The sequence below is a fragment of the Amycolatopsis sp. PSD-21 genome (assembly GCF_055561455.1).
Genome location: NZ_CM145712.1, coordinates 2,041,798 through 2,062,685, shown reverse-complemented (window position 1 = coordinate 2,062,685; position 20,888 = coordinate 2,041,798). Strand labels below are relative to the sequence as shown.

15 protein-coding genes are annotated in these 20,888 nt (G+C 70.3%); 10 read left to right on the top strand and 5 right to left on the bottom strand.

The window, feature by feature from the left end:
• Window positions 1-17: 17 nt before the first annotated feature.
• The 5 genes from cbiE to ACZ1DY_RS10090 are packed head-to-tail and all read left to right on the top strand — an operon-like array spanning window position 18 to window position 6,785.
• Window positions 18-1,157, top strand: a complete 1,140-nt coding sequence (gene cbiE, locus ACZ1DY_RS10110) for a precorrin-6y C5,15-methyltransferase (decarboxylating) subunit CbiE (protein WP_465484159.1) — start codon at window positions 18-20, stop codon at window positions 1,155-1,157.
• Window positions 1,154-1,915, top strand: coding sequence for a precorrin-4 C(11)-methyltransferase (gene cobM / locus ACZ1DY_RS10105; RefSeq protein WP_257488624.1), 762 nt, complete (start codon window positions 1,154-1,156; stop codon window positions 1,913-1,915). Before cbiE ends, cobM begins: the two co-directional genes overlap by 4 nt.
• Window positions 1,912-2,907: a Gfo/Idh/MocA family protein gene (locus ACZ1DY_RS10100; protein WP_257488625.1), complete on the top strand. Its 996-nt coding sequence runs from the start codon at window positions 1,912-1,914 to the stop codon at window positions 2,905-2,907. The genes cobM and ACZ1DY_RS10100 overlap by 4 nt, the downstream gene beginning before the upstream one ends.
• Window positions 2,904-3,647 carry a cobalt-precorrin-6A reductase gene (locus tag ACZ1DY_RS10095; protein ID WP_465484158.1) on the top strand — a complete coding sequence of 248 codons (744 nt, stop codon included), beginning with the start codon at window positions 2,904-2,906 and terminating at the stop codon, window positions 3,645-3,647. The genes ACZ1DY_RS10100 and ACZ1DY_RS10095 overlap by 4 nt, the downstream gene beginning before the upstream one ends.
• 33 nt (window positions 3,648-3,680) lie before the next feature.
• Window positions 3,681-6,785: an arabinosyltransferase domain-containing protein gene (locus ACZ1DY_RS10090; RefSeq protein ID WP_257488627.1), complete on the top strand. Its 3,105-nt coding sequence runs from the start codon at window positions 3,681-3,683 to the stop codon at window positions 6,783-6,785.
• A gap of 99 nt (window positions 6,786-6,884) precedes the next feature.
• Here ACZ1DY_RS10090 and helR read toward each other — a convergent pair whose 3' ends face one another.
• Both helR and ACZ1DY_RS10080 read right to left on the bottom strand, forming a co-directional pair.
• Entirely contained in the window at window positions 6,885-9,059 is a 2,175-nt protein-coding gene (helR, locus tag ACZ1DY_RS10085) for an RNA polymerase recycling motor ATPase HelR (RefSeq protein ID WP_465484157.1), read from the bottom strand.
• A 265-nt stretch (window positions 9,060-9,324) separates the two neighbouring features.
• A complete protein-coding gene (locus ACZ1DY_RS10080) occupies window positions 9,325-12,984 on the bottom strand; it encodes an nSTAND1 domain-containing NTPase (RefSeq protein WP_465484156.1) in 3,660 nt (1,219 codons plus the stop codon).
• A gap of 94 nt (window positions 12,985-13,078) precedes the next feature.
• On the opposite strand from ACZ1DY_RS10080, the gene ACZ1DY_RS10075 reads away from it, so the two are divergent.
• Window positions 13,079-13,708, top strand: a complete 630-nt coding sequence (locus ACZ1DY_RS10075; protein WP_465484155.1) for a LuxR C-terminal-related transcriptional regulator — start codon at window positions 13,079-13,081, stop codon at window positions 13,706-13,708.
• Window positions 13,709-13,831: 123 nt separating this feature from the next.
• On the opposite strand, the gene ACZ1DY_RS10070 is transcribed toward ACZ1DY_RS10075, so the two are convergent.
• The 3 genes from ACZ1DY_RS10070 to ACZ1DY_RS10060 are packed head-to-tail and all read right to left on the bottom strand — an operon-like array spanning window position 13,832 to window position 17,033.
• Complete coding sequence (locus ACZ1DY_RS10070; RefSeq protein ID WP_465484154.1) at window positions 13,832-15,337, bottom strand: precorrin-2 C(20)-methyltransferase; 1,506 nt, start codon at window positions 15,335-15,337, stop codon at window positions 13,832-13,834.
• Window positions 15,334-15,957 carry a precorrin-8X methylmutase gene (locus ACZ1DY_RS10065; protein WP_016332061.1) on the bottom strand — a complete coding sequence of 208 codons (624 nt, stop codon included), beginning with the start codon at window positions 15,955-15,957 and terminating at the stop codon, window positions 15,334-15,336. Before ACZ1DY_RS10065 ends, ACZ1DY_RS10070 begins: the two co-directional genes overlap by 4 nt.
• Complete coding sequence (locus ACZ1DY_RS10060; RefSeq protein WP_465484153.1) at window positions 15,954-17,033, bottom strand: precorrin-3B synthase; 1,080 nt, start codon at window positions 17,031-17,033, stop codon at window positions 15,954-15,956. Before ACZ1DY_RS10060 ends, ACZ1DY_RS10065 begins: the two co-directional genes overlap by 4 nt.
• 99 nt (window positions 17,034-17,132) lie before the next feature.
• Between ACZ1DY_RS10060 and ACZ1DY_RS10055 the strand changes: the two genes are divergently transcribed.
• The 4 genes from ACZ1DY_RS10055 (at window position 17,133) to ACZ1DY_RS10040 (ending at window position 20,833) form a co-directional block, all read left to right on the top strand.
• Window positions 17,133-18,038: an ABC transporter ATP-binding protein gene (locus ACZ1DY_RS10055; protein WP_257488633.1), complete on the top strand. Its 906-nt coding sequence runs from the start codon at window positions 17,133-17,135 to the stop codon at window positions 18,036-18,038.
• The gene (locus tag ACZ1DY_RS10050) at window positions 18,035-18,886 is read left to right on the top strand and encodes an ABC transporter permease (RefSeq protein ID WP_465484152.1); all 852 of its coding nucleotides are present in this window, start codon (window positions 18,035-18,037) and stop codon (window positions 18,884-18,886) included. The genes ACZ1DY_RS10055 and ACZ1DY_RS10050 overlap by 4 nt, the downstream gene beginning before the upstream one ends.
• Before the next feature lie 3 nt (window positions 18,887-18,889).
• Window positions 18,890-19,135 carry a helix-turn-helix transcriptional regulator gene (locus tag ACZ1DY_RS10045; protein ID WP_257488635.1) on the top strand — a complete coding sequence of 82 codons (246 nt, stop codon included), beginning with the start codon at window positions 18,890-18,892 and terminating at the stop codon, window positions 19,133-19,135.
• A 444-nt stretch (window positions 19,136-19,579) separates the two neighbouring features.
• Window positions 19,580-20,833, top strand: coding sequence for an HNH endonuclease signature motif containing protein (locus ACZ1DY_RS10040; RefSeq protein WP_465484151.1), 1,254 nt, complete (start codon window positions 19,580-19,582; stop codon window positions 20,831-20,833).
• Window positions 20,834-20,888: the final 55 nt, after the last annotated feature.

Sequence of the window (20,888 nt, the reverse complement as noted above, 5' to 3'; positions counted from 1 at the left end):
GAAATCCGTCGTCTAGCGTGACCGAGGTGCGCGAAAAATCACCCCTGACGGTCGTCGGGATCGGGGCCGACGGCTGGCCCGGCCTGTCCGAGCGGGCCAAGGAGGCGCTGCTCGGCGCCGACGTGGTCGTGGGCTCGCCGAGACAGCTCGCGTACCTGCCGGCCGGGATGAAAAGCGAGCCCTGGCCCAGCCCGCTCCTGCCCGGCCTGGACGCCTTCCTCGCCGAGCGGGAAGGCCGCGTCTGCGTCCTGGCCAGCGGTGATCCCCTGCTGTCCGGCATCGGTACGACGCTGATCCAGCGCGGTTACGACGTCGAGGTCCTGCCCGCGCTCTCCTCGGTGACGCTCGCCCGCGCGAAGCTCGGCTGGTCGGCGGAGGAGACCGAAGTGGTCACCGTCGTCGGCCGCGCGATCAGCCGGGTGAGCCGCGTACTGGCGCCCGGGCGGAAGATCCTCGTCCTCGGCGCGAACGCCGAAGACCTCCTTGACCTGCTCAAAGCCCGCGGTTACGGCAAGAGCCGCGTCACCGCTCTCTCCGACCTCGGCGGCCCGGACGAGCGGGTCGGCCCCGGCACGCTGACCGTGTTCGCCATCGAGGCCGATGGGCCAGCGCTGCCGCTGACCGGCCTCCCCGACGACGTCTTCGAGCACGACGGCCAGCTCACCAAACGCGACCTCCGCGCGTCCGCGCTGGCCAGGCTCGCGCCGACACCCGGCGAACTGCTGTGGGACGTCGGCGCGGGCGCGGGCAGCGTCGGCATCGAGTGGTCCCGCGTGCATCCGCTGAACCGGGCGATCGCGATCGAGCGGTCACCGGAGCGGGCCGCCAGGATCACCCGGAACGCGCACGCGCTCGGCGTCCCGGAACTCGACGTGGTGATCGGCGCGGCGCCGGACGCCCTCGAAGGGCTGACCAAGCCGCACGCCATCTTCCTCGGCGGCGGGCTGACCGTGCCCGGCGTCCTGGACGCCTGCCTGGCGACCGGCGCGCGGATCGTCGCGCACGGCGTGACCCTCGAATCCGAACAGGCGCTGGCCCGCGCGTACGGCGAGCACGGCGGGGAGCTGATCCGCGTCGCCGTCGAACAGGCCGCACCGCTGGGCGGATTCACCGGCTGGACCCCGGCGCGGGCCGTGACGCAGTGGAGCAAACCTTGACAGTGCACTTCATCGGAGCCGGACCCGGCGCCGCCGACCTCATCACCGTGCGAGGCCGTGACCTGCTCGGCCGCTGCGAAACCTGCCTGTACCCCGGCAGCATGACACCCACGGACCTGCTCGCCTACTGCCCGGACGACGCGGTGCTCGTCGACACCGCGAACCTCGACCTCCCCGCGATCGTCGAGCGCATGGTCGAGGCTCACGGCAAGGGTCATGAGATCGCGCGGCTCTGTTCCGGCGATCCGTCGATCTACAGCGCGGTCGCCGAGCAGATGCGCCGCCTCGACGCGGCCGGCGTTCCCTACGACGTCACGCCGGGTGTGCCCGCGTTCGCCGCCGCCGCCGCGCTGCTCAACCGCGAACTGACGGTGCCCGAGGTCGGACAAAGCCTGGTCATCACGCGCGCGCAGGCCCGGTCGACCGCCATGCCGCCAGGGGAAACCCTGGCGAATTTCGCGCGCACCGGCACCACGCTCGCACTTCATCTGGCGATCAACCGCATCGAGCAGGTAGTCGACGAACTGCGGCCGTTCTACCCCGACGACTGCCCGGCCGCGGTGGTCGCGCTGGCGAGCCAGCCGGGTGAGCAGGTGTTGCGCGGCACGCTCGGCACCATCGCGGCGCAGTCCCGGGAGGCCGGGATCAGCCGCGCGGCGATGATCTTCGTCGGGAAAGTCCTTGCCGCGGAAGGATTTCCCGACAGTTTCCTGTACTCGGCCACCCGCGATCGCGCCAACCAACCGGAGTCGCTGTGAAGAACGTGCGCTGGGGCCTGCTGGCCGCCGGGACCATCGCCGCCGAGTTCGCGGCGGGCGTCGAAGAGAGCAGACACGGTGTCCTCGAAGCCGTCGCCGCGCGATCCGGTGACCGGGCGGCCGAGTTCGCGAGCCGCTTCGAGATCCCGAAATGCTATGGCGCCTACGAAGACCTGCTCGCCGATCCCGGCGTCGACGCGATCTACATCTCGACACCGCATCCCCTGCACGGTGAATGGGCGATCCGCGCGGCCGAAGCCGGCAAGCACATCCTGTGCGAGAAACCGCTGACCATGTCGGTCGCCGAGGCGGAGAAGGTCATCGACGCCGCCCGCGCCAACGACGTCTTCCTCATGGAGGCGTTCATGTACCGGCTGCATCCGCAGATCCGGCGGCTGGCCGAGCTGATCTCCTGCGGCGCCATCGGCGAGGTCCGCGCCGTGGACGTCACCTTCAGCTACAACTTCGCCGTGCCCCGGCTCACCGATCCCGCGCTGGGCGGCGGCGGGATCTTCGACGTCGGCTGTTACTGCACGTCACTCGCGCGGCTGGTCTCGCAGGCGGCGACCGGGCAGGACGTCGTCGAGCCCGACGAGGTGCTCGGGATGGCGCGACTCGACGAGAACGGCGTCGACGAGGTCGCGTTCGGGCTCCTGCGGCTGCCGGGCGGGATCCTCGCGCAGCTGGCCTGCGGCTTCCTGCTCACGCAGGACGACCACATCCGCGTGTACGGCTCCGAAGGGCAGCTGTACGTGCCGAAACCGGCGTGGATCCACGAAATGCGCAAGCCCAAGACCTCGCAGATCATCCTCACGCCCGAAGGTGGCGAGCCCGAGGTGATCGAAGTCGAAGCGACTCAAGGCCTCTTCGCTCGCGAGGCCGACCACGTCGCCACACACCTCGAAGACCGGCAGGCGCCCGAACTCACCTGGGCGGAGACGCTCGCCAACCTGCGCACGCTGGAGCGGTGGCGGGCCGCTGTGGCGCGATGACGCTGCTCATCCTGGGCGGTACCGGCGAAGCACGCGAGCTCGCGAAGGAACTGGTGGCGCGCGGCGAGCACGTCGTGTCGTCGCTCGCGGGCCGCGTCGCGCGCCCGAAGCTGCCTGAGGGCGAAGTCCGCGTCGGCGGCTTCGGCGGCCCGGAAGGTCTCGCACGCTGGCTGACCGAGAACGACGTCGACGCGGTGATCGACGCCACGCATCCCTTCGCCGAACGCATCGGCTCGAACGCGGCCATCGCGGCGCGGGAAACGGGCACCCCCCTGCTCAGGCTCGCCCGGCCCGGCTGGACCGAACGGCCCGGGGACACCTGGCACTGGGCCGACGACCTCGACCACGCCGCGCGGCTGCTCCCGTCGCTCGGCGACCGCGTGTTCCTGACCAGCGGACGGCAAGGGCTCACCGCCTTCGCCGGGCTGGATCTCTGGTTCCTGATCCGCTGCGTCGACCCGCCCGAGGTGCCGCTCCCCCGGCGTCACGAGATCCTGCTGGACCGCGGGCCGTACACGGTGGAGAAGGAACGCGCGCTCATGCGGCGGCACGGCATCGAGGTCCTCGTCACCAAGGACAGCGGCGGCGAGATGACCGCGGCGAAGCTCACGGCCGCCCGCGGGCTCGGCGTTCCGGTGGTCGTCGTCCGACGGCCGTCGCGGCCGGAAACGGCCAGCGTAACGACAGTCCAGGACGCCCTAACCTGGTTGAGCGGCACGGCGAAGGGCAGCCCTGCGTAAGCCGTTCGGAGCAGACCCGTTAGCGTTGCGCCGATGCGTCTGATCGCTGTCACGCTGGGGTTGCTGTCCGCCTTGTGCGCGTTGGCTTTCCCCTTCCTGCCGGTGGTGCAGGACACAGCGGAGGTCGTCTGGCCAACGGGCGGCGACACCCGCTCCGTCAACGCGCCCTTGACCGGGTACTGGGCGCAGGACCTGCGCGTCGATCTGCCGTGCACGACCGTCCGGTCGCTGGACGCGCGTTCGCAGGGCCAGGCGCTGTTGTTCTCCACCGTGCCCGACGGCCGCACCGACCCGCGCGCGGGCAAGGGCGTCGGCCTGCAGCTGCGCATCGACAACGGCGTGCTGCTCGCCTCCAGCCAGGGTCAGCAGATCGTGCAGCAGCCGCTGCCGGAGAACAACTGCGACGTCAAGTTGTCGGCGGACGCGAACCAGATGACGCTGACCGTCGCCAAGACCGTGGTATTCCACGCCGAGGGCGACGTCCGGCCGCGGCTGGTCGGGATCTACTCGTCGATCAACGCGGGCAAGGACCCGATCGCCGGACTGCACGTCTCGGTCGTCCCGGACACCCGCTACCAGACCTCGCCGACGGTGTGGAAGTGGATCATCGGCGTCATCGCGGCGCTGTCGTTCATCGGCTGCCTGATCGCGGTGTGGCGGATGGACTCCGGGTTCGCCCGCCGCGCGCCGCGCTGGGCGCCGGTCGGCTGGTGGCGCCTGACCGCCCGCGACGCCACGGTGATCATCGCGCTCGGCGCATGGGTCTTCATCGGCCCGGTCACCTCCGACGACGGCTACATCCTCACGATGTCGAGAGTGGCCGAAGAGACCGGCTACCTCACGAACTACCACCGCTGGTTCGGCGTCGCCGAAGCGCCGTTCGGCTGGTTCTACCACGTGTACCAGCTGATGGCGCACGTCAGCACGGTGCCGCCGTGGATCCGGCTCCCGTCGTTCCTGCTCGGCGTGCTGAGCTGGCTGCTGATCAGCCGCGAGGTCATGCCGCGCCTTGGCACGCAGGTCCGCACGAGCCGCGCCGCCGGCTGGGCCGCCGCCGCGGTGTTCCTGGTCTGGTGGATGCCGTTCAACAACGGTGTCCGGCCCGAACCGGTCGCCGCGCTGGGCTCGCTGCTGGCGATCTGCGCCGTCGAGCGCGCGCTGGTGACCCGCCGCCTGCTGCCGTTGTGCCTCGGCCTGACCGCCGCCGGCTTCACCCTGGCCGCGACGCCGACCGGGCTGATCGCGGTCGCGCCGTTCCTGGTCGCCGCGCGCCCGCTGTACAAACTGGTCCGCCAGCGCGCCGAGAACGGCTGGCTCCCGGTGCTCGCGCCGGTGCTGGCCGCCGGGCTGCTGGTGCTGGTCGTGGTGTTCGCCGACCAGACCTTCGCCACCGTGCAGGAGGCGACCCGGATCCGCACCCTGGTCGGCCCGAATCTGTCGTGGTTCCAGGAACTCGCGCGCTACCAGCTGCTATTCGAAAGCCTGCCGGACGGCTCCGTACCACGCCGGTTCCCCGTGCTGCTGGTGCTGCTGTGCACCGGGACCTGCCTGGTGGTGCTGCTGCGCCGCGGCCGGATCCCCGGCGCCGCGCTCGGCCCCAGCCGCCGCCTGATCGGCACGGTCGCGCTGTTCTTCCTGCTGCTGGCGCTGACCCCGACCAAGTGGACGCACCACTTCGGCGCGTTCGCCGCGGTCGGCGCGGCGATGGCGGCCTTGACCGCGCTGGCGACCAGTTCGACGGTGCTGAGGTCCAGGCGCAACCGCGCCGCGTTCCTCGCCGGGCTGCTCGTGGTCGGCGCGCTGGCCGCGACCGGGCCCAACTCGTACTGGTTCGTCTCGAAACTCGGCGTGCAGTGGACGGCGGTGGCGCCGTCGATCGGCGGGATCCAGCTGTCGACGATCCTGCTGGTCGCGGCCGCGATCTCCGGGGTGTACGCGTTCGTGGAGAACGTCCGCGCACACCGGCCCGGCCTGCAGGCGGGGCCACAGGAAGGACGGAGCCGGTCGCTGCGGCTCGGTTCACTCTCGCTGGTGGTCGTCTGCGGTCTGATGGCCACGGGCGAATTCGTCAGCATGGCGTGGGCGATCCACAACCAGTCGGGGTCCTACAGCCTCGGCGCCGCGAACTTCGGGCATCTGTTCGGCAAGAGCTGCAACCTCTCCGACCACGTGATGGTGGAACGCGACGCCGCGACCAGCATCCTGCGCACCCAGCCCGAACAGCGGACGGTGCCGGTGAAGAAGGAAGAGCCGCCCGCCGGGCAGACCCCGCCGCCGCTGCCCGATCCCGAACAGGACAACGGCCGCGTGCAGACCGGGTTCCACACCCGCGCGATCGACGACAAGGATCCGCTGGCCGAGCCGCCGCACGGGTTCAAACCCGACGAAGTCCCGATGTGGAGCAGCTTCCTCGACCCCGAGACGCGGGCCGGACGTCTGCGCAGCGACTGGTATGCCCTGTCCGAGAAGCCCGCCGACGGCCAGATCGTGGTCGCCACCGCGGGCGCGGCCCGGCGGCCGACGTCGGTCAGCCTCGACTACGGCGTGAACACCGGCGAAGGCGTGAAGGTCGTCCGCAGCCAGTTCGTGCTGCCGCCGGGCGCCGGGACCAACGGCTGGAACGACACCCGGATCAACCTGCGCGACCTTCCCCCCGAGACGACGTCCGTGCGGATCAACATCGTCGACAACGACCTCACCGAGGACGGCTGGATCGCCGCGTCCGCGCCGCGCGTGCCGACGTTCACCACGCTGACCGAGAAGATCGCGGGAAAGCAGGTGTACGTCGACTGGCCGGCGTCGTTCGTCTACCCGTGCGTGCAGCCGGTGACCTCGCACGACGGCATCTCGAAGATGCCCGACTACCGGATCACCCCCGGCACCGTCGCCGACGAGGCGAACTGGGCGTCCAGTACCAACGGCGGCCCGATCGGCTGGCTCGAAGAGGTCGCGGCCGAACCCGAGGTGCCCAGCTACCTGATCGGCCAGCCGAGCCAGTCCTGGGGGCAGCTGTTGCAGGTCGAGCCGTTCACCGAGGGGATCGCGCCGACGATCGTCCACGGCGAGAAGGTCGTCCCCGGCTGGTGGTCGCCGGGTCCGGGTCCGCGGCAGCCGAACGGCAAGGACCCGACGCGCTGAGTCGTCACTCGCGTGCTTGAACCCGTAACTCACGTGATTGAAGGCGTAACTCGTGAGTTACGCCTCCAATCACGCGAGTGCGGTCTCTGATCACGCGAGTTACGAGTTCAGGCCCGCCAGTGCGGGCGGGAGCGGGCCTTCGTGCAGGACGCCGAGGCGCTGCGTAGCACGCGTGAGCGCGACGTAGAGCTCAGCCGCACCGCGCGGGCCGTCGGCCAGGATCCGCTCCGGGTCCACGACGAGGACCGCGTCGAACTCGAGCCCCTTCGTCTCCGACGCGGGCACCGTGCCCGGCACTCCGGGCGGGCCGATCACGACGCTGGTTCCTTCACGCCCGGCTTCGTCTTTGACGAACTCCTCGATGGCACCGGCGAGGGATTCCCCGGAGACCTGCCGCGCCCACGGCCGGACCCCGTTGGACCGGACCGATTCCGGCGCCCGGACCTCGGGCGCGAACTCGGCGAGCACCGACGCGGCGACGGCCATGATCTCCGCCGGGGTGCGGTAGTTCACCGTCAGCGACCGGTAGACCCACCGGCCCGGCACGTACGGCTTCAGCATCGCGTCCCACGACCGCGCCCCGGCCTCGGACCGGCGCTGCGCCAGATCCCCGACGACGGTGAACGACCGGTTGGGACAACGCCGCATCAGCACCCGCCAGTCCATTTCGGACAGTTCCTGCGCCTCGTCGACCACGACATGCCGGTACGTCCAGTCCCGGTCGGCGGAGGCGCGTTCGACAAGGCTGCGCGTGTCGTGCTCCACGAACCGGTCGGCGAGTTCGTCGGCGAAGAGGAGGTTCTCAGCCGACAGCATGACGTCCTCGTCCATCTCCTCGCGGTCGAGTTTCATCGTGTCGAGCACACCTTCGGCGTACTCGGCTTCGGCCTTCTTCTCCCGCGCGAGCGCCTTCTCCGCCGCCGCGTCCGCCGTCTTGTCACGGCCGAGCAGGTCGACGAGTTCGTCGAGCAGCGGCATGTCCGACACCGTCCAGGCTTCCCCTTCGGCACGCAGCAACGCCTGGTCGGCGCCGGCCGCGCGAAGCCGCTCCGGGGACGAGAGCAGGGAGCCCAGCAGGCTTTCGGGCGTCAGAATCGGCCAGAGTTCGTCGAGGGCGGTTGTGAACGTCTCGCTCTCCGCCAGTTCCTTGAGCAGGTCCTTCCGCAGCCGCTCCCATTCGTCGCGGTCGTCCCGGCTGAGCCAGCCTCGGCCGATCCGGGCGATCGCCCGCTCGGTCAGGACGTAGGTGACGATGTCGGTGAACGTCCCGCGCGCCTCGTTGTGCGGCAGCCCGCTCTTGCGCGCCTCGTCCCTGGCCCATTCCGCGGTCTCGGCGTCGATCCGCACGGTGACGTCGGCTAGGTCGATCAGCACCGGCTCCTCCGGCAGCCGCTGGCGATCGGCGACGGCGGCCTTGAGGACGTCCAGCATCTTCAGCGAACCCTTGAGCCGGGTGGCTTCGGGGCCGTCCTCGGCGGTGACATGCTTGCCGGGAACGAAATCGCCGGTCGTCATGAACACCACGTCGGTCTCGCCCAGCGACGGCAGGACCCGGCCGATGTGGTGCAGGAACGCCGGATTCGGACCCACTACGAGCACGCCGTGGCGTTCCATCCGCTCGCGCTGGGTGTAGAGCAGGTAGGCGACGCGGTGCAGCGCCACCACGGTCTTCCCGGTGCCCGGCCCGCCCTCGATCACCAGCACCCCGGGATGTTCGTGTCGGATGATCTCGTCCTGTTCGGATTGGATCGTCGCGACGATGTCCCGCATCCCCTCGCCGCGCGGCGCGTTGACGGCCGCGAGCAGCGCCGCGTCGCCCTCCGCGTCGCCGCCGGGACGGCCGAACACCTCGTCGGTGAAGCCGAGCAGCTCACGCCCGTGCGTGTGGAACTGACGGCGACGGCGCATCTTCTCCGGCGTCGCGGCGGTCGCGGTGTAGAACGGGCGCGCCGCCGGTGCCCGCCAGTCGAGCAGCACCGGTTCGTAGTCGTTCTCCTCGTCGAAGAGCCCGATGCGGCCGATGTACGAGGCTTCCCCCGTGAGACTGTCCAGCCTGCCGAAGCACAGACCGTTGTCGACGACGTCCAGCCGCCGCGACTCCCTGGCCAGCGCGCGCACCTCGACGTCGCGTTCCATGGCCGTCCCGCCGGTCCCGCCCAGCGCCGACTGGAACTCCCCCTTCACCCGCGCGCGTTCGGCGTCCAGGCGCGTGTAGAGCCCGGCGACGTATTCGCGTTCGGACCGCAGCTCTTCTTCATGACCCTGAGTTGACACAGACTCCCATTTCGCCAGGTTTCGGCTACGGCGAGTGAGTCTGAGGCATCACCGGGGTCTTGTGGCAAGTCCCCCCATGCGCTATATGTTTATTACGGAGGGAGTTACTCCGTCTCTTTCTCGGCCTTGTCGGGCCATGGTCCACGTAAGTCGGCGGCGTTCCTTTGCCGAGACTCGGGACCCATCGCGTGTCGCGAAAGCCACTTTCGAGACACCTGACGTCCCGAAAGTGGCTTTCGCGACACGCGACGACCGGGCAGCCCCCTCATCCGCACGGCGGCGCGTAGTCGAGCCCCGGGAAATACCGCTCCCACTCCTCCCGCGTGATCCTCGGCGTCGCCAGGGCGCAGATCTCCTCGCTCACGCGGTCCGTGTTCGTCTGCCACAGCTGGACGCCGCTGCTCCCGATGGCGAGCGTATGCCCGTCGTCCCGGTACACCAGTGAGTTGACCGTCGCCGCGAACCCGGTGAGCTGCGCCTTCTCCACCGGTTTCCGCGGATCGGCGATATCCCAGACGCGCACCGTCCGGAACGCCGAAGCCGCCAGCTCCCGGCCGGACGGCCCGAACGCGATATGCCCGACGCCTTCGGGATTGCCGCCCAGTTTCGCCAGCCGTACGGGGTGCGCGCGATCCGCGATGTCCCACAGGTAGACGTTCCGGTCACTGCTGCCCGCGGCCACCGTGCGGCCGTCCGGGCTGACGGCCGCCTTGAACACGGCCCCGGCGTCGGGCTTCAGCGTCGACGCCAGCCCCGGGCGCCGGGGATCGGTGACGTCCCACAGGGTCACCGCGGACGAATCCGGCCCTTGGGCAGCCACGAGCGTCCGCCCGTCCGGGGTGAACGCGAGCGACCACACGGTGCCGTCCCCGACCGGCAGGACCCGCGGTTCGGCGAACCGGCCGGGATCACCGACGTCCCAGAGCTGCACCGGACCGTCGTCGTGGCCGGAGGCGAAGGTCTTCCCGTCGGGACTGAACGCGAGCGAGTACGTGGGCTTCACCTCGGTCGACGCCAGCAGCCGCGGCGCCACCGGATCGGCGATGTCCCAGCGCTGGAGCACGAACGTCCCGCCGACACCGGCGCCGGCGTGCGCGGCCAGCGCGAGGCTTCGCCGGTCCGGGCTCAGCGCGACGGCGGTGACGGTGGCCGGGCCGGGAAGTTTCGAGAGCTGTCTCGGCGCACGGAGATCGTCCATCGCCCAGAGCCGCGCGTCGTCCCCCGCGGTGACGAGGATCCGCCCCTGTTCGGTGAACGCGCCGGCGTTCCAGCCCACGCTCGAAGCCAGCGCCAGTTCACCGACGTCCTGCAGCCGCACAGTGCGGTCAGCGCTGGCGGAGACGATGGTCTTCCCGTCCGGGGAGAACGCGGTCCACCAGATGGCGTTCGTATGCCCCGAAAGGGGTGGCAGTTCCTTCGCCGGCCCCGTGACGTCCCAGAGCCGCACGGACTGGTCGTCCCCCGCGGTCACCACCAGCCTGCCGCTCGGGCTGAACCCGGCCGCCCAGACCACGGCCGGGGTGGTCAGCGTCGAAAGCGGCCGAGGCGCCGCCGGATCGGCGACGTCCCAGAGCTTCGCGGTGCGGTCCCAGCTGGTGGTGAGCAGCCGCCGCCCGTCCGGGCTCCACGCCGGGGTCAGCTGGAGGTCCTTGTGTCCGGAAAGGACGGAGCGCCGCCGTGGCGCGGACGGCGCCGTGACGTCCCAGAGCTCCGCCGTCCAGTTCGTGCTCGTGACCGCGAGCATCGTGCCGTCGGGATTGAACACGGCGCGTTCGAGTTCGGGGGCCGGGATACCGCCGAGTGGTTTCGGCGCGCCGAGGTCCCTGACGTCGGTGAGCAGGACGGTGCGGTCGACCGAACCCGTGGCGAGCCGGCGGCCGTCCGGGCTGAAATCGAGGGACAGCAACGTGTTCCGGTGCCCGGTGAGGTCCGCCTTCCGCACCGGGTTCCGCGGATCGGTCAGCTCCCACAACCGGACCCGGTGATCCCGGGTTGCGGTCGCCAGCGCCCGCCCGTCGCGGCTGAACGCCAGTGGCCCGCGGATCTCCTCCGATCCGGGCAGCGTCGCCAGGAGCGCCGGATGCCGCGTGTCGGCGATCGACCACACCTGCGTCGCCCGGTAGTTGTCCGAAGTGACCATGAGCTGACCGCTCAGCGCGACGGTGACCTCGCCGGGGTCGAAGACCATCCGGGTGGGGAACGGCGCCGCCATGGCCGCGAGCAGACCGTCATGGGTCTCCTGGATCGGCGCGAGCCGGTACGCGGCGAGGCTGAGCTGCGTGGACAGCGCCGGGTTCGAGTCCCGCAACGCCTTCGCGTCGACGACGGCCTTGCGCGCGAGTGCCACGTTCCGCTGATCGGTGGCGGTCCGCCCGGCATCGACGGCGTATCCGACGGCGACACCCGCGAGGAGCAGCAGGACGCCGAGGAGCGCGACGAGTCTTCGCAGCCTCCGCGTCCGTTTGCGGCCGACAGCGGTTTCCTCGGCTTCGGCGTCCAGCCCGGCCTGGAGGAACTGCCGCTCGCGTGCGCTCAGCGCGCCGGGCTCCCGTTCCGCCCATTCCGCCGCGCGTCCCAGCCGCGTGCCCCGGTACAGGCTGCCCTTGTCGCGATCCAGCGACTCCCACAGCTCGGTCGCTTCGGCGAGCTGGCGATGCAGCCGGTGCCCTTCGCGGTCCTCCGCGAGCCAGTCGCGCAGCCGGGGCCAGCCGCGGATCAACGCCTCGTGGGCGATCTCGACGCCGTCACGGTCGAGGACCAGCAGACGTGCCTCGGCGAGGCGTTCGAGGACCTCCGTGGTCGCCGGGTCGTCGTCGAGTTCGCGGCGGTTGAGGCGGCGCTTCGTGTCTTCGGTGCCTTCGCCGAGCGCGGTCAGCCTAAGGAAGATCTGCCGCACGAGGCGCTGTCTGTCCGGCTCCAGATCCGTGTAGACGGCCTCGGCGGTCTGCGCGATCGCGTTGAGGATCCCGCCCGCCGCCTCGTAGGCCGCGCTGGTCAGCGTGATCCCCTGGCGCCGCCGCCAGGTCTCCAGCAACGCGTGCGAGACCAGCGGGAGCATCGCGGGCTGGCCGGTGGCGTCGGCGACGAGCGTCGTGACCAGCGCCGCCTCGACCCGGCAGCCCGCGCGGACGGCGGGTTCGACGATCGCGGTCCGGAGCTCGTCGGCGGTCATCGGGCCGACCATCACCTGAGCGTCGGTGAGCGCCTCGACGAGACCGGCGTGACGGCAGAGGTGACCGTAGAAATCCGCGCGGACACCGAGGACGACCCGCGTCCCGTGCTCGTCGCGGGAGAGTGCGAGCAGAGCGTCGACGAATTTCTCGCGTTCGGCCTGGTCCCGGCAGAGCGTGTAGACCTCCTCGAACTGATCGACGATCAGCAGCCGCCCCTCGGCGTCGAGGTCCTCTTCGAGCGGATGCGCGCCTGGTGTGCGGAGGACGACCGGACGTTCGCTCGACGCCGCCAGCCCGGCCCTCAGGACGGACGACTTCCCCGATCCCGAAGCGCCGAAGACGCCGACGAGCCGCCGTTCCGCGAGCTTGCCTGCCAGTTCGGCGACCAGCCGCTCGCGGCCGAAGAAGCGTGCGGCGTCGGCCGTCTGGAACGCGGCCAGCCCCAGGTACGGCAGTTCGGTTTCGTCGCGTTCGCCCGCGGCCGCGGCGAGCCCGGCGGCGACCGTGCGCCAGCGCTCCTCCCATGCCGGGACGTCGCCGCCGCACGCGGTGACGTACGCGGTCGTCACCGCGAGCCCCGGCAGCTTCCGTCCGCCGGCGGCTTCGGAGAGCGCGGCGGCCGAGTAACCCGCACGGGTCGAAAGCTCGCGGTACGTCGGCCCTCCGGCCTTCTCGCGAAGCAGCCGAAGGTCCGCCGCGAAGCTCACGACGACGTCGTCGCCCGGCCCCAGCGGACGCTCGCGTCTCGGCACCAGGCCCCCCTGATCGTCGAACCGTTACCGATTGGACATTGTTCACCGAAAACGGTCCGACACTGTACAAAAGTTCTGCGCTACAACCGATGGCGTGCCGATTCGAACCCAAGCGGTGAGCGTGGTCTTCGCGGGTGTTCCCGAACCGCCCGTGTCGCCGGAGCTCGAGGTGGTCGCCCACACCCCCGACGAACGCGAAGCGGTCTGGCACGCCACGGCCCTTCGTCCGGACGTCCTCGTCCTCCCGGTTCACCCGCCCGCGCTGGACGGGCTCGCCGTGACACGCGAAGTGGCTTCGCGCGTGCCGGGGACCGCCGTCCTCGTCCTGACCCCACCGGGTGACGGCGAGCTCGTGGTCGCCGCGATGCTCGCGGGCGCGCGCGGCGTCCTGTCGCGGAGCGCGGGTCACGACGACCTGGTCCGGTTCATCCGCGGGGTGGCGGCGGGGGCGGTGGTGTTCGGCGAGCGCGCCGCGGACCGGCTTTACGGCCTGCTGGCCGCGTCGCAACCGATGCGGGCGTTCCCGCGGCTGACCTCACGCGAGCACGAAGTGCTCGGCCTCCTGGCGGACGGGCTGGAGATCCCGGCCATCGCGCGTCGGCTGGGGCTCGCGCCCAAGACGGTGCGCAACGTCGTCTCGGCGATCCACGCCAAGGCCGGCACGGACGACCGGGAGGTGCTGCTCGCCCAAGCCCGCAACGCGGGCCTCGGACATCACTCGTAAGTGCGGGGGCGTCCGCCCGAGGACGCGACTGTGTGGATTTTGGGGCGTTGGACGACCAGAAATCCACACAGCGCCCGCGTGACCGGTCCGGTCACGCGGGCCAGGCCACGCCGAGACGCGAGATCACTCGTAAGTGCGGGGCGTCCAGACAACGCCGTTCTCGGCGCGCGTCTTCGACGAGCCGATGATCAGCAGGCAGCGCATGTCGACACCGGCCGGATCGAGGGTGCCGAGGGTGACCACACGGACGTCCTCCTCGGGCCCGCCGACGTCGCGGGCGACGACCACCGGGGTTTCCGGCGCGCGATGCCGGAGCAGGACGTCGCGGGCCTGCGCGAGCTGCGTGGTCCGCGTGCGGGACGCCGGGTTGTACAGCGCGAGCACGAGATCCGCCGCGCCCGCCGCGTCCAGCCGTCGTTCGATGATCTCCCACGGCTTGAGCCGGTCGGACAGCGAAAGCACGCAGTAGTCGTGGCCCAGCGGCGCGCCGACCCGGGACGCGGCCGCCTGCGCGGCGGTCACGCCGGGCACGATCCGCACCCGGGCGCCCGCGCCGTGCCCGGCCGCGACCTGCTCCAGCACCGCCGACGCCATCGCGAACACGCCGGGATCACCCGACGAGACGACGGCGACCTTGGCGCCGTTCGCGGCCAGTTCGAGCGCTTCGACGGCGCGTTCGGCCTCGACACGGTTGCCCGACGCGTGCCGCTGCTGGCCCGCGCGCTGCGGCACTCGCGCGACGTACGGGCCGTAGCCGACGACGTGCTCCGCCGCGGCCAGTTCCTCGGTCGCTTCTGGGGTCAGCCAGCCGGGACCGGCCGGACCGAGGCCGACGACCACGACTTCGCCACCGGTGTGCGTTTCCTGCTTCCGGGTGACTTCGGGTTCGTCGGCGAGCCGGGACGCGTAGGCCGGGCTGGGCAGCAGTGCCAGCGAGAAGTACGGCACCGAATCCGGATCGACGTCGGCGAACGGCTCGACGCGCTGCGCCTGCCAGGTCGCGCGTTCGACGTAGAAGGCGTCGTCCAGCTTCCCGGCTTCGGCCAGCGCCTCGCGGACGTTGCCGAACGTGCGCCCGAGTTTGAGCACCGCCGCGGCCTGCGTGTCGGCCAGGCGCCGCGCGAGTTCCGGCGCGGGCAGCGTGCCGGGCAGGATGGTGAGGACCTCGTCGCGCTGCACCAGCGGGCGGCCGAGTACCGAGGAAGCCGCGCTGACCGACGTCACGCCGGGCACCACGGTCGCCTCGTACCGGTCGGCGAGCCGTTCGTGCATGTACATGTAGGAGCCGTAGAAGAACGGGTCGCCTTCGCAGAGCACGACCACGTCGCGGCCGGCGTCGAGGTGCTCGGCCAGCCGTTTCGCGCTCAGCTCGTAGAAGTCGGCGATGGCGCCTTCGTAGCCGCCGGGATGGTCGGTGGTCTCGGTGGTGACCGGGTAGACCAGCTTCTCCTCGATCTGGCCGTCCCGCAGGTACGGCTCGGCGACCGAACGCGCGATGCTCCGGCCGTGCCGCGCGCTGTGATAGGCGATGACGTCGGCCTCGCCGATCAGGCGGGCCGCCTTGACCGTCATCAGTTCCGGGTCACCGGGTCCGAGCCCGACACCCCAGAGTTTCCCGAGCCCGCTCATTCGACCTCACTCGCCATCGCGTTGATCGCGGCGACGGCCATCGCGCTGCCGCCGCGGCGTCCGTGCACCACCAGGTACGGGGCGGGTGCCCGCTTCGCGAGCTCCACTTTGGACTCGGCGGCGCCGATGAAACCCACCGGGACCCCGATGATCGCCGCCGGCGCGCCGACGCCCTCTTCCAGCAGTTCCAGCAGGCGGAACAACGCGGTGGGCGCGTTGCCGATCGCCACCACGGAACCGGGCAGCTTGTCGCGCCACAGCTCCAGCGCGGCCGCGGACCGGGTGGTGCCCATCCGCTCGGCCAGCCCCGGCACCTTCGGGTCGGACAGCGTGCACAGCACCTCGTTGGCGGCGGGCAAACGTTTGCGGGTCACCCCGGAGGCGATCATGTTGGCGTCGCACAGGATCGGCGCGCCCGCTTCGAGCGCGGCGCGGCCGGATTCCACCACGTCCAGGCTGTAGCGGAGGTCGTCGACCAGGTCGACCATCCCGCAGGCGTGGATCATCCGCACGGCCAGCACCGCGACGTCGTCGGGGAGGATCGCGAGATCCGCCTCCTCACGGATGGTGGCGAACGAATGCCGGTAGATCTCGGCCCCGTCCCGGATGTAGTCGATCACGCTGTTCCCCTCTCCGCCAACGTCGCCGCCAGCTTGCCGACCGGGACGTACGCCCCGTCGACCAGATAACCGTCCTCCGTCGCGAGCACGTCGACGTGCTCGTGCGCGGGCTTCCCGCATCGTCGTTCACACCCGGCGAAATGGACCCTCGGGGTCCGGCCGACGCGCGCCGCGTCGGCCCGCACGTCGGCGAGCGACTTCGCGCAACCGGGTTGCCCGACGCAGGCGCTGATCCCAAGCGACGGCGCGCCCGGATCGGTGATCAGCCCCGGTTCCGCTTCCATGGGACCGAGGACCAGGATCGACCGCCACGGGGTGACCACGGCGTTCCCGGCCTTCGCGATCTTGCGCGCCTGAGCCGAGGTGAGCCTGCCGAAGACCGGGGCGACCCCGGTCGCCTCCCCGATCGGCCCGATCGGAAGGCCGGGATTCACCTCGAACTTCCGCGGCTCCGTCGTTTCCCCCGGTATGCCATCGATCAGCGGTGCGGTGTCGGCGAGTTCGCTGACCCGCCAAGCCGTTCCTCGCGTCCGGAGGAACGCTCGCGCGACCGAAAGCAGCGTCTCGACGGCGTGCTCGGCGGTGATCCGCAGGCCGGTGTCCTCGCCGGCGAGCAGCACGGCTCCGTCGCGCCAGCAGACGTCGGCGCCCTCGCCGGCGACGTCGCCCTGGCCGCCGTCAAGGGCGAAGAGGAAGCGTCCCGGGAGTTCGGCCAGCTCGGGGACCGCGCACAGGGCTTCGTCGAGCGCCGAGGCGAGCTTTTGCGCGGTGTCGCTGAGCGGCGACGCGAGGATGTTGCGGACACGTTCGTGCGACGGCGAGGGCAGGAGCCCGGCCGCGGCGAGCCTGCCCGCGAGACCCGGCCGGGTGACGCCACGCAATTGGACGTTGCCGCGGGAGGTCAGGTGGAGGGCGCCGTCCCCGAGGTCGTCGGCGGCGTCGGCGAGCGCCTCGAACTGGCCCGAGGTGATGGCGCCGCCGGGCAGCCGGATCCGGGCGAGCGGACCGTCGGCCGCGTCGTGCGTGGCGAAAACACCAGGGCACGCGTCGGCTCGGACACGTGCGCTCGTGGACATGCGCTCACTGTAGATGGCCGATTCCGACGAGAGTATGTCTCAGATCATATGTAGTAGGTGTGCTACATTCGATCGCATCATTGAGATGGGGGTGACCAAATGAGAGATCCACACGACGTGATGATCTCCGTCAAAGATCTCCGCATGCGGTACGGGACGAACGACGTCCTCCACGGCGTCGACTTCACCGCGCATCGCGGCGAGGTGATCTGCCTGCTGGGTCCGAACGGCGCGGGCAAGACCACGACGATCGAGATCCTCGAAGGCTTCCGGATGCGGTCGGAGGGCGAGGTCAGCGTGCTGGGCGCCGACCCGGCGCACGCGGACGAGAACTGGAGGGCGCGGCTGGGGGTCGTCCTCCAGGCCTGGCGCGACCACGCGAAATGGCGCGTGCGTGAGCTGCTGGAGCACCTGGGCGGCTACTACGCGCCGTACTCCACGGACCGCATCAAGCGGCCGTGGGATCCGGACGAACTGGTCGCCGCGGTCGGCCTGACCGAGCACGCGGACAAGAAGGTCCGGATGCTCTCGGGCGGGCAGCGGCGGCGTCTCGACGTCGCGATCGGCATCGTCGGCCGCCCGGAACTGCTGTTCCTCGACGAGCCGACCGCCGGACTGGACCCGGAGGCGCGGCGCGAGTTCCACGAACTCGTGCACCGGCTGACCGATGATGACGACACGACGATCCTGCTGACCACGCACGACCTCGACGAGGCCGAGAAACTGGCGGACCGGATCCTGATCCTGAACCACGGCCGCATCGTCGCCGACGGTTCGGCCGACGCGCTGAGCAGGCAGATCGCCGGCGAGGCCGAGGTGCGCTGGACGCTGGACGGCCAGCGGTTCGTGCACTCGACCACGGAATCGACGAAGTACGTCCACGAACTGTTCAAACAGCACGGGGACGCCATCGGCGATCTGGAGGTCCGGCGGGCGTCGCTCGAAGACACGTACATGACCCTGGTCCGCAAGGCCGAATCCCTCGAGGCGGTGGGCGCGCGATGAACACGATTCAGCACAGTGTCCGGCTGGGCGTCCGGCGCGGCTGGCTCGAAGCCCGCCAGATGATGACCAACCGGGAAGACCTCTTCAACACCTTCCTCTTCCCGGCGATCTTCATCGTCGTCATGTTCTTCATGCGCGACTCGAAGCTGCCGGGGACCGAGTTCTCGCTCGGCGCCGCCACCGTGCCGAGCGTGCTGGGCGCGTCGATCGTGTTCAGCGGCATGCTCGGGATGGCGGGCGTCCTCGCCGTCGAACGCGAGGACGGCACACTCCTGCGCGCCAAGGCCACGCCGAACGGCATGATCGGCTACCTCGTCGGCAAGGTCGTCACGGTCTCCTTCAACACGGTCATCGGGATCCTGCTGGTATTGGTCCCCTGCCTGTTCCTGTTCGACGGCATCGCGCCCGGCGGGCTGACGTCGTGGCTGGGCCTGCTGTGGGTGCTGGCGCTCGGCCTGCTGGCCACCATGCCGATCGGCGCGATCTTCGGCTCGCTGACCACGAACGCGCGCAGCATCGGGCTGATCATGCTGCCGACGCTGGGTATCGGCGCGATCTCGGGGATCTTCTACCCGATCACCGCGCTGCCGGAGTGGCTGCAGTACCTCGGGCAGGTGTTCCCGATGTACTGGCTCGGCCTCGGCATGCGGTCGGCGCTGCTGCCGGACTCGACGGTGGTCATCGAGATCGGCCAGTCCTGGCGGCCATGGGAGACCCTCGGCGTGCTGTCGGTGTGGGCCGTGATCGGATTGACACTGGCCCCGGTCGTCCTGCGGCGCATGGCGCGGCGCGAGTCCGGGTCCTCGGTGGCGGCACGACGGGAAAAGGCGATGCAGCGAATTGGCTAGCTCATGAGCGAGGTCGTTTACAACCGGATCGCGATGTTGCGGGCGGAACGGGGCATCTCCCGCCGCGAACTCGCCGATGCGCTGGGCGTGCATTACCAGACCATCGGCTACCTCGAACGCGGCGAGTACAGCCCGAGCCTCTACCTCGCCCTGCGGATCGCGGAGTTCTTCGAGGTGGCGGTGGAGATCATCTTCTCCACCGCCCCTTTCCCGCGGATCGGTGACTCTTCGTCGGACCGGTCGGCTTGAGCCCGTCCGTTTCGCAATTAGCCGACTAAATGCGGTGCTTCGGGCGTCTTGCCCGGGGTGAGTCGGCCTGGTTCCGACACGCTTCCGGACACCGAGCCTCGCCCCCGGCGTTCCTCGCGCTATCGAGGGCGGGGGTTGCGAAAGCCACTTTCGCAACGTTGGGGGTTGCGAAAGTGGCTTTCGCAACCCCCAACGGCGATAGGTCGAGCAGTCCCCGCGACCGCGCGAGCCTCCTTGCCCGCCCTGAGAGCAGGCATGGAGGCCTCGCCACCCCACCTACGCGGCTTTTCGCGTCCCCAACACACGCATTTAGTCGACTAACTGCGAGGCTCGCTCAGGGTGAATCACCAAAGCGACGAATTCACCCTTCAGTGTTGTTCGCGCGTTTCGCTTGTCGCTTAAAATTACGAACATCTGTTCGATTTTGTCGGGTATTATGGAGGTGTGTCCGAGACCTTCCTTCCCGAGTTGCCGCAAGAACTGTGGCGTGCCGGCAAGCTGGAGCTTGCCCATGGCGTGCTGCAGTCGTTGCAGGTGATCAGGATGGCCACCGCCGGGTTGGGGCGGTTTCTGGCGGAGGTCGAGTCTCGGGGCGCGAAAGACTTGTTCGGGCATGGCAGTACGGCGAGCTGGTTCGCGGAGATGGCGGGGTTGTCGCGGGCCGAGGCGGGCGCGGTGGTGAAGCGGGCGGTGGCCCTGAACCCCACCCGCGCTTTGGATGGCACGGAGGTTCCTCCGGTCGCGCCTGCGACCGCCGCGGTCGCTGCCAAGGGAATGGTCGGGGATGAGCGGATCGATCAGATTCTGGAGATCTTGAAGAGACTCCCCGCCGACACCTCGGTTGAGGATCGGGCGGTCGCGGAGAAGATCCTCGCCGAGTTGGCCCCGACCGCCGGTCCGCAGCAGCTCGCCAAGGCCGAGGCGAACCTCCTGGGCTGGCTGGACCCCGACGGCAACGAACCCCAAGACCCCGAACCCAAACAACCACGCCGCGAAATCACACTGGAACGCCGCAAAGACGGGTTCTGGAAACTCACCGGCCTCCTCGATGACGAGACCGGTGCCCGCACCGCCGCCGCACTCGAGGCCTACGCCCAACCACGGCCGGTCGACGAATTCGGCCAAGCCGACCTGCGGATGAAGTGCGAACGCCTGGGAGACGCCTGGGCCGAACTCCTCGACCTAGCCATCGCGTGCCCGGACCAGCCCGGAACCAGCGGCTACCGCACCCTCGTGCACGTCACCATCGGACTCGACGAGCTGAAATCCGGCCTCGGCACCGCCTGCCTGGACTTCGTCGGCACGATGACCGCGCGGGAAGCCCGGCTGGCGGCCTGCGACTGCCTGATGCTCCCAGTGGTGATGAGCGCCGCCGGAGAACCCCTCGACGTGGGACGACTCAGACGCTTCGTCACGCCCGGCCAACGCCGGGCGCTGAATATCCGCGACGGCGGCTGCGCGTTCCCGGGCTGTCATCGGAAACCCAAGAATTGCCACGCCCACCATATTGAGCACTGGGTGGACGGCGGGCCGACGGATCTTCGGAATCTGGTGCTGCTGTGCGGATTCCACCACCGGCTGATCCACCACGGTGACTGGGAAGTACGGATGGCGGCCGATGGGTTACCGGAGTTCATCCCGCCGCAGTACCGGGATCCGCTCCGACAACCCCGCCGCAACACCCTGCATCACCGCTGAACCCCGAGGAGCCCGCCAGCCACACCGGCGACGGGCCCTTCGGCATGCCCACCGG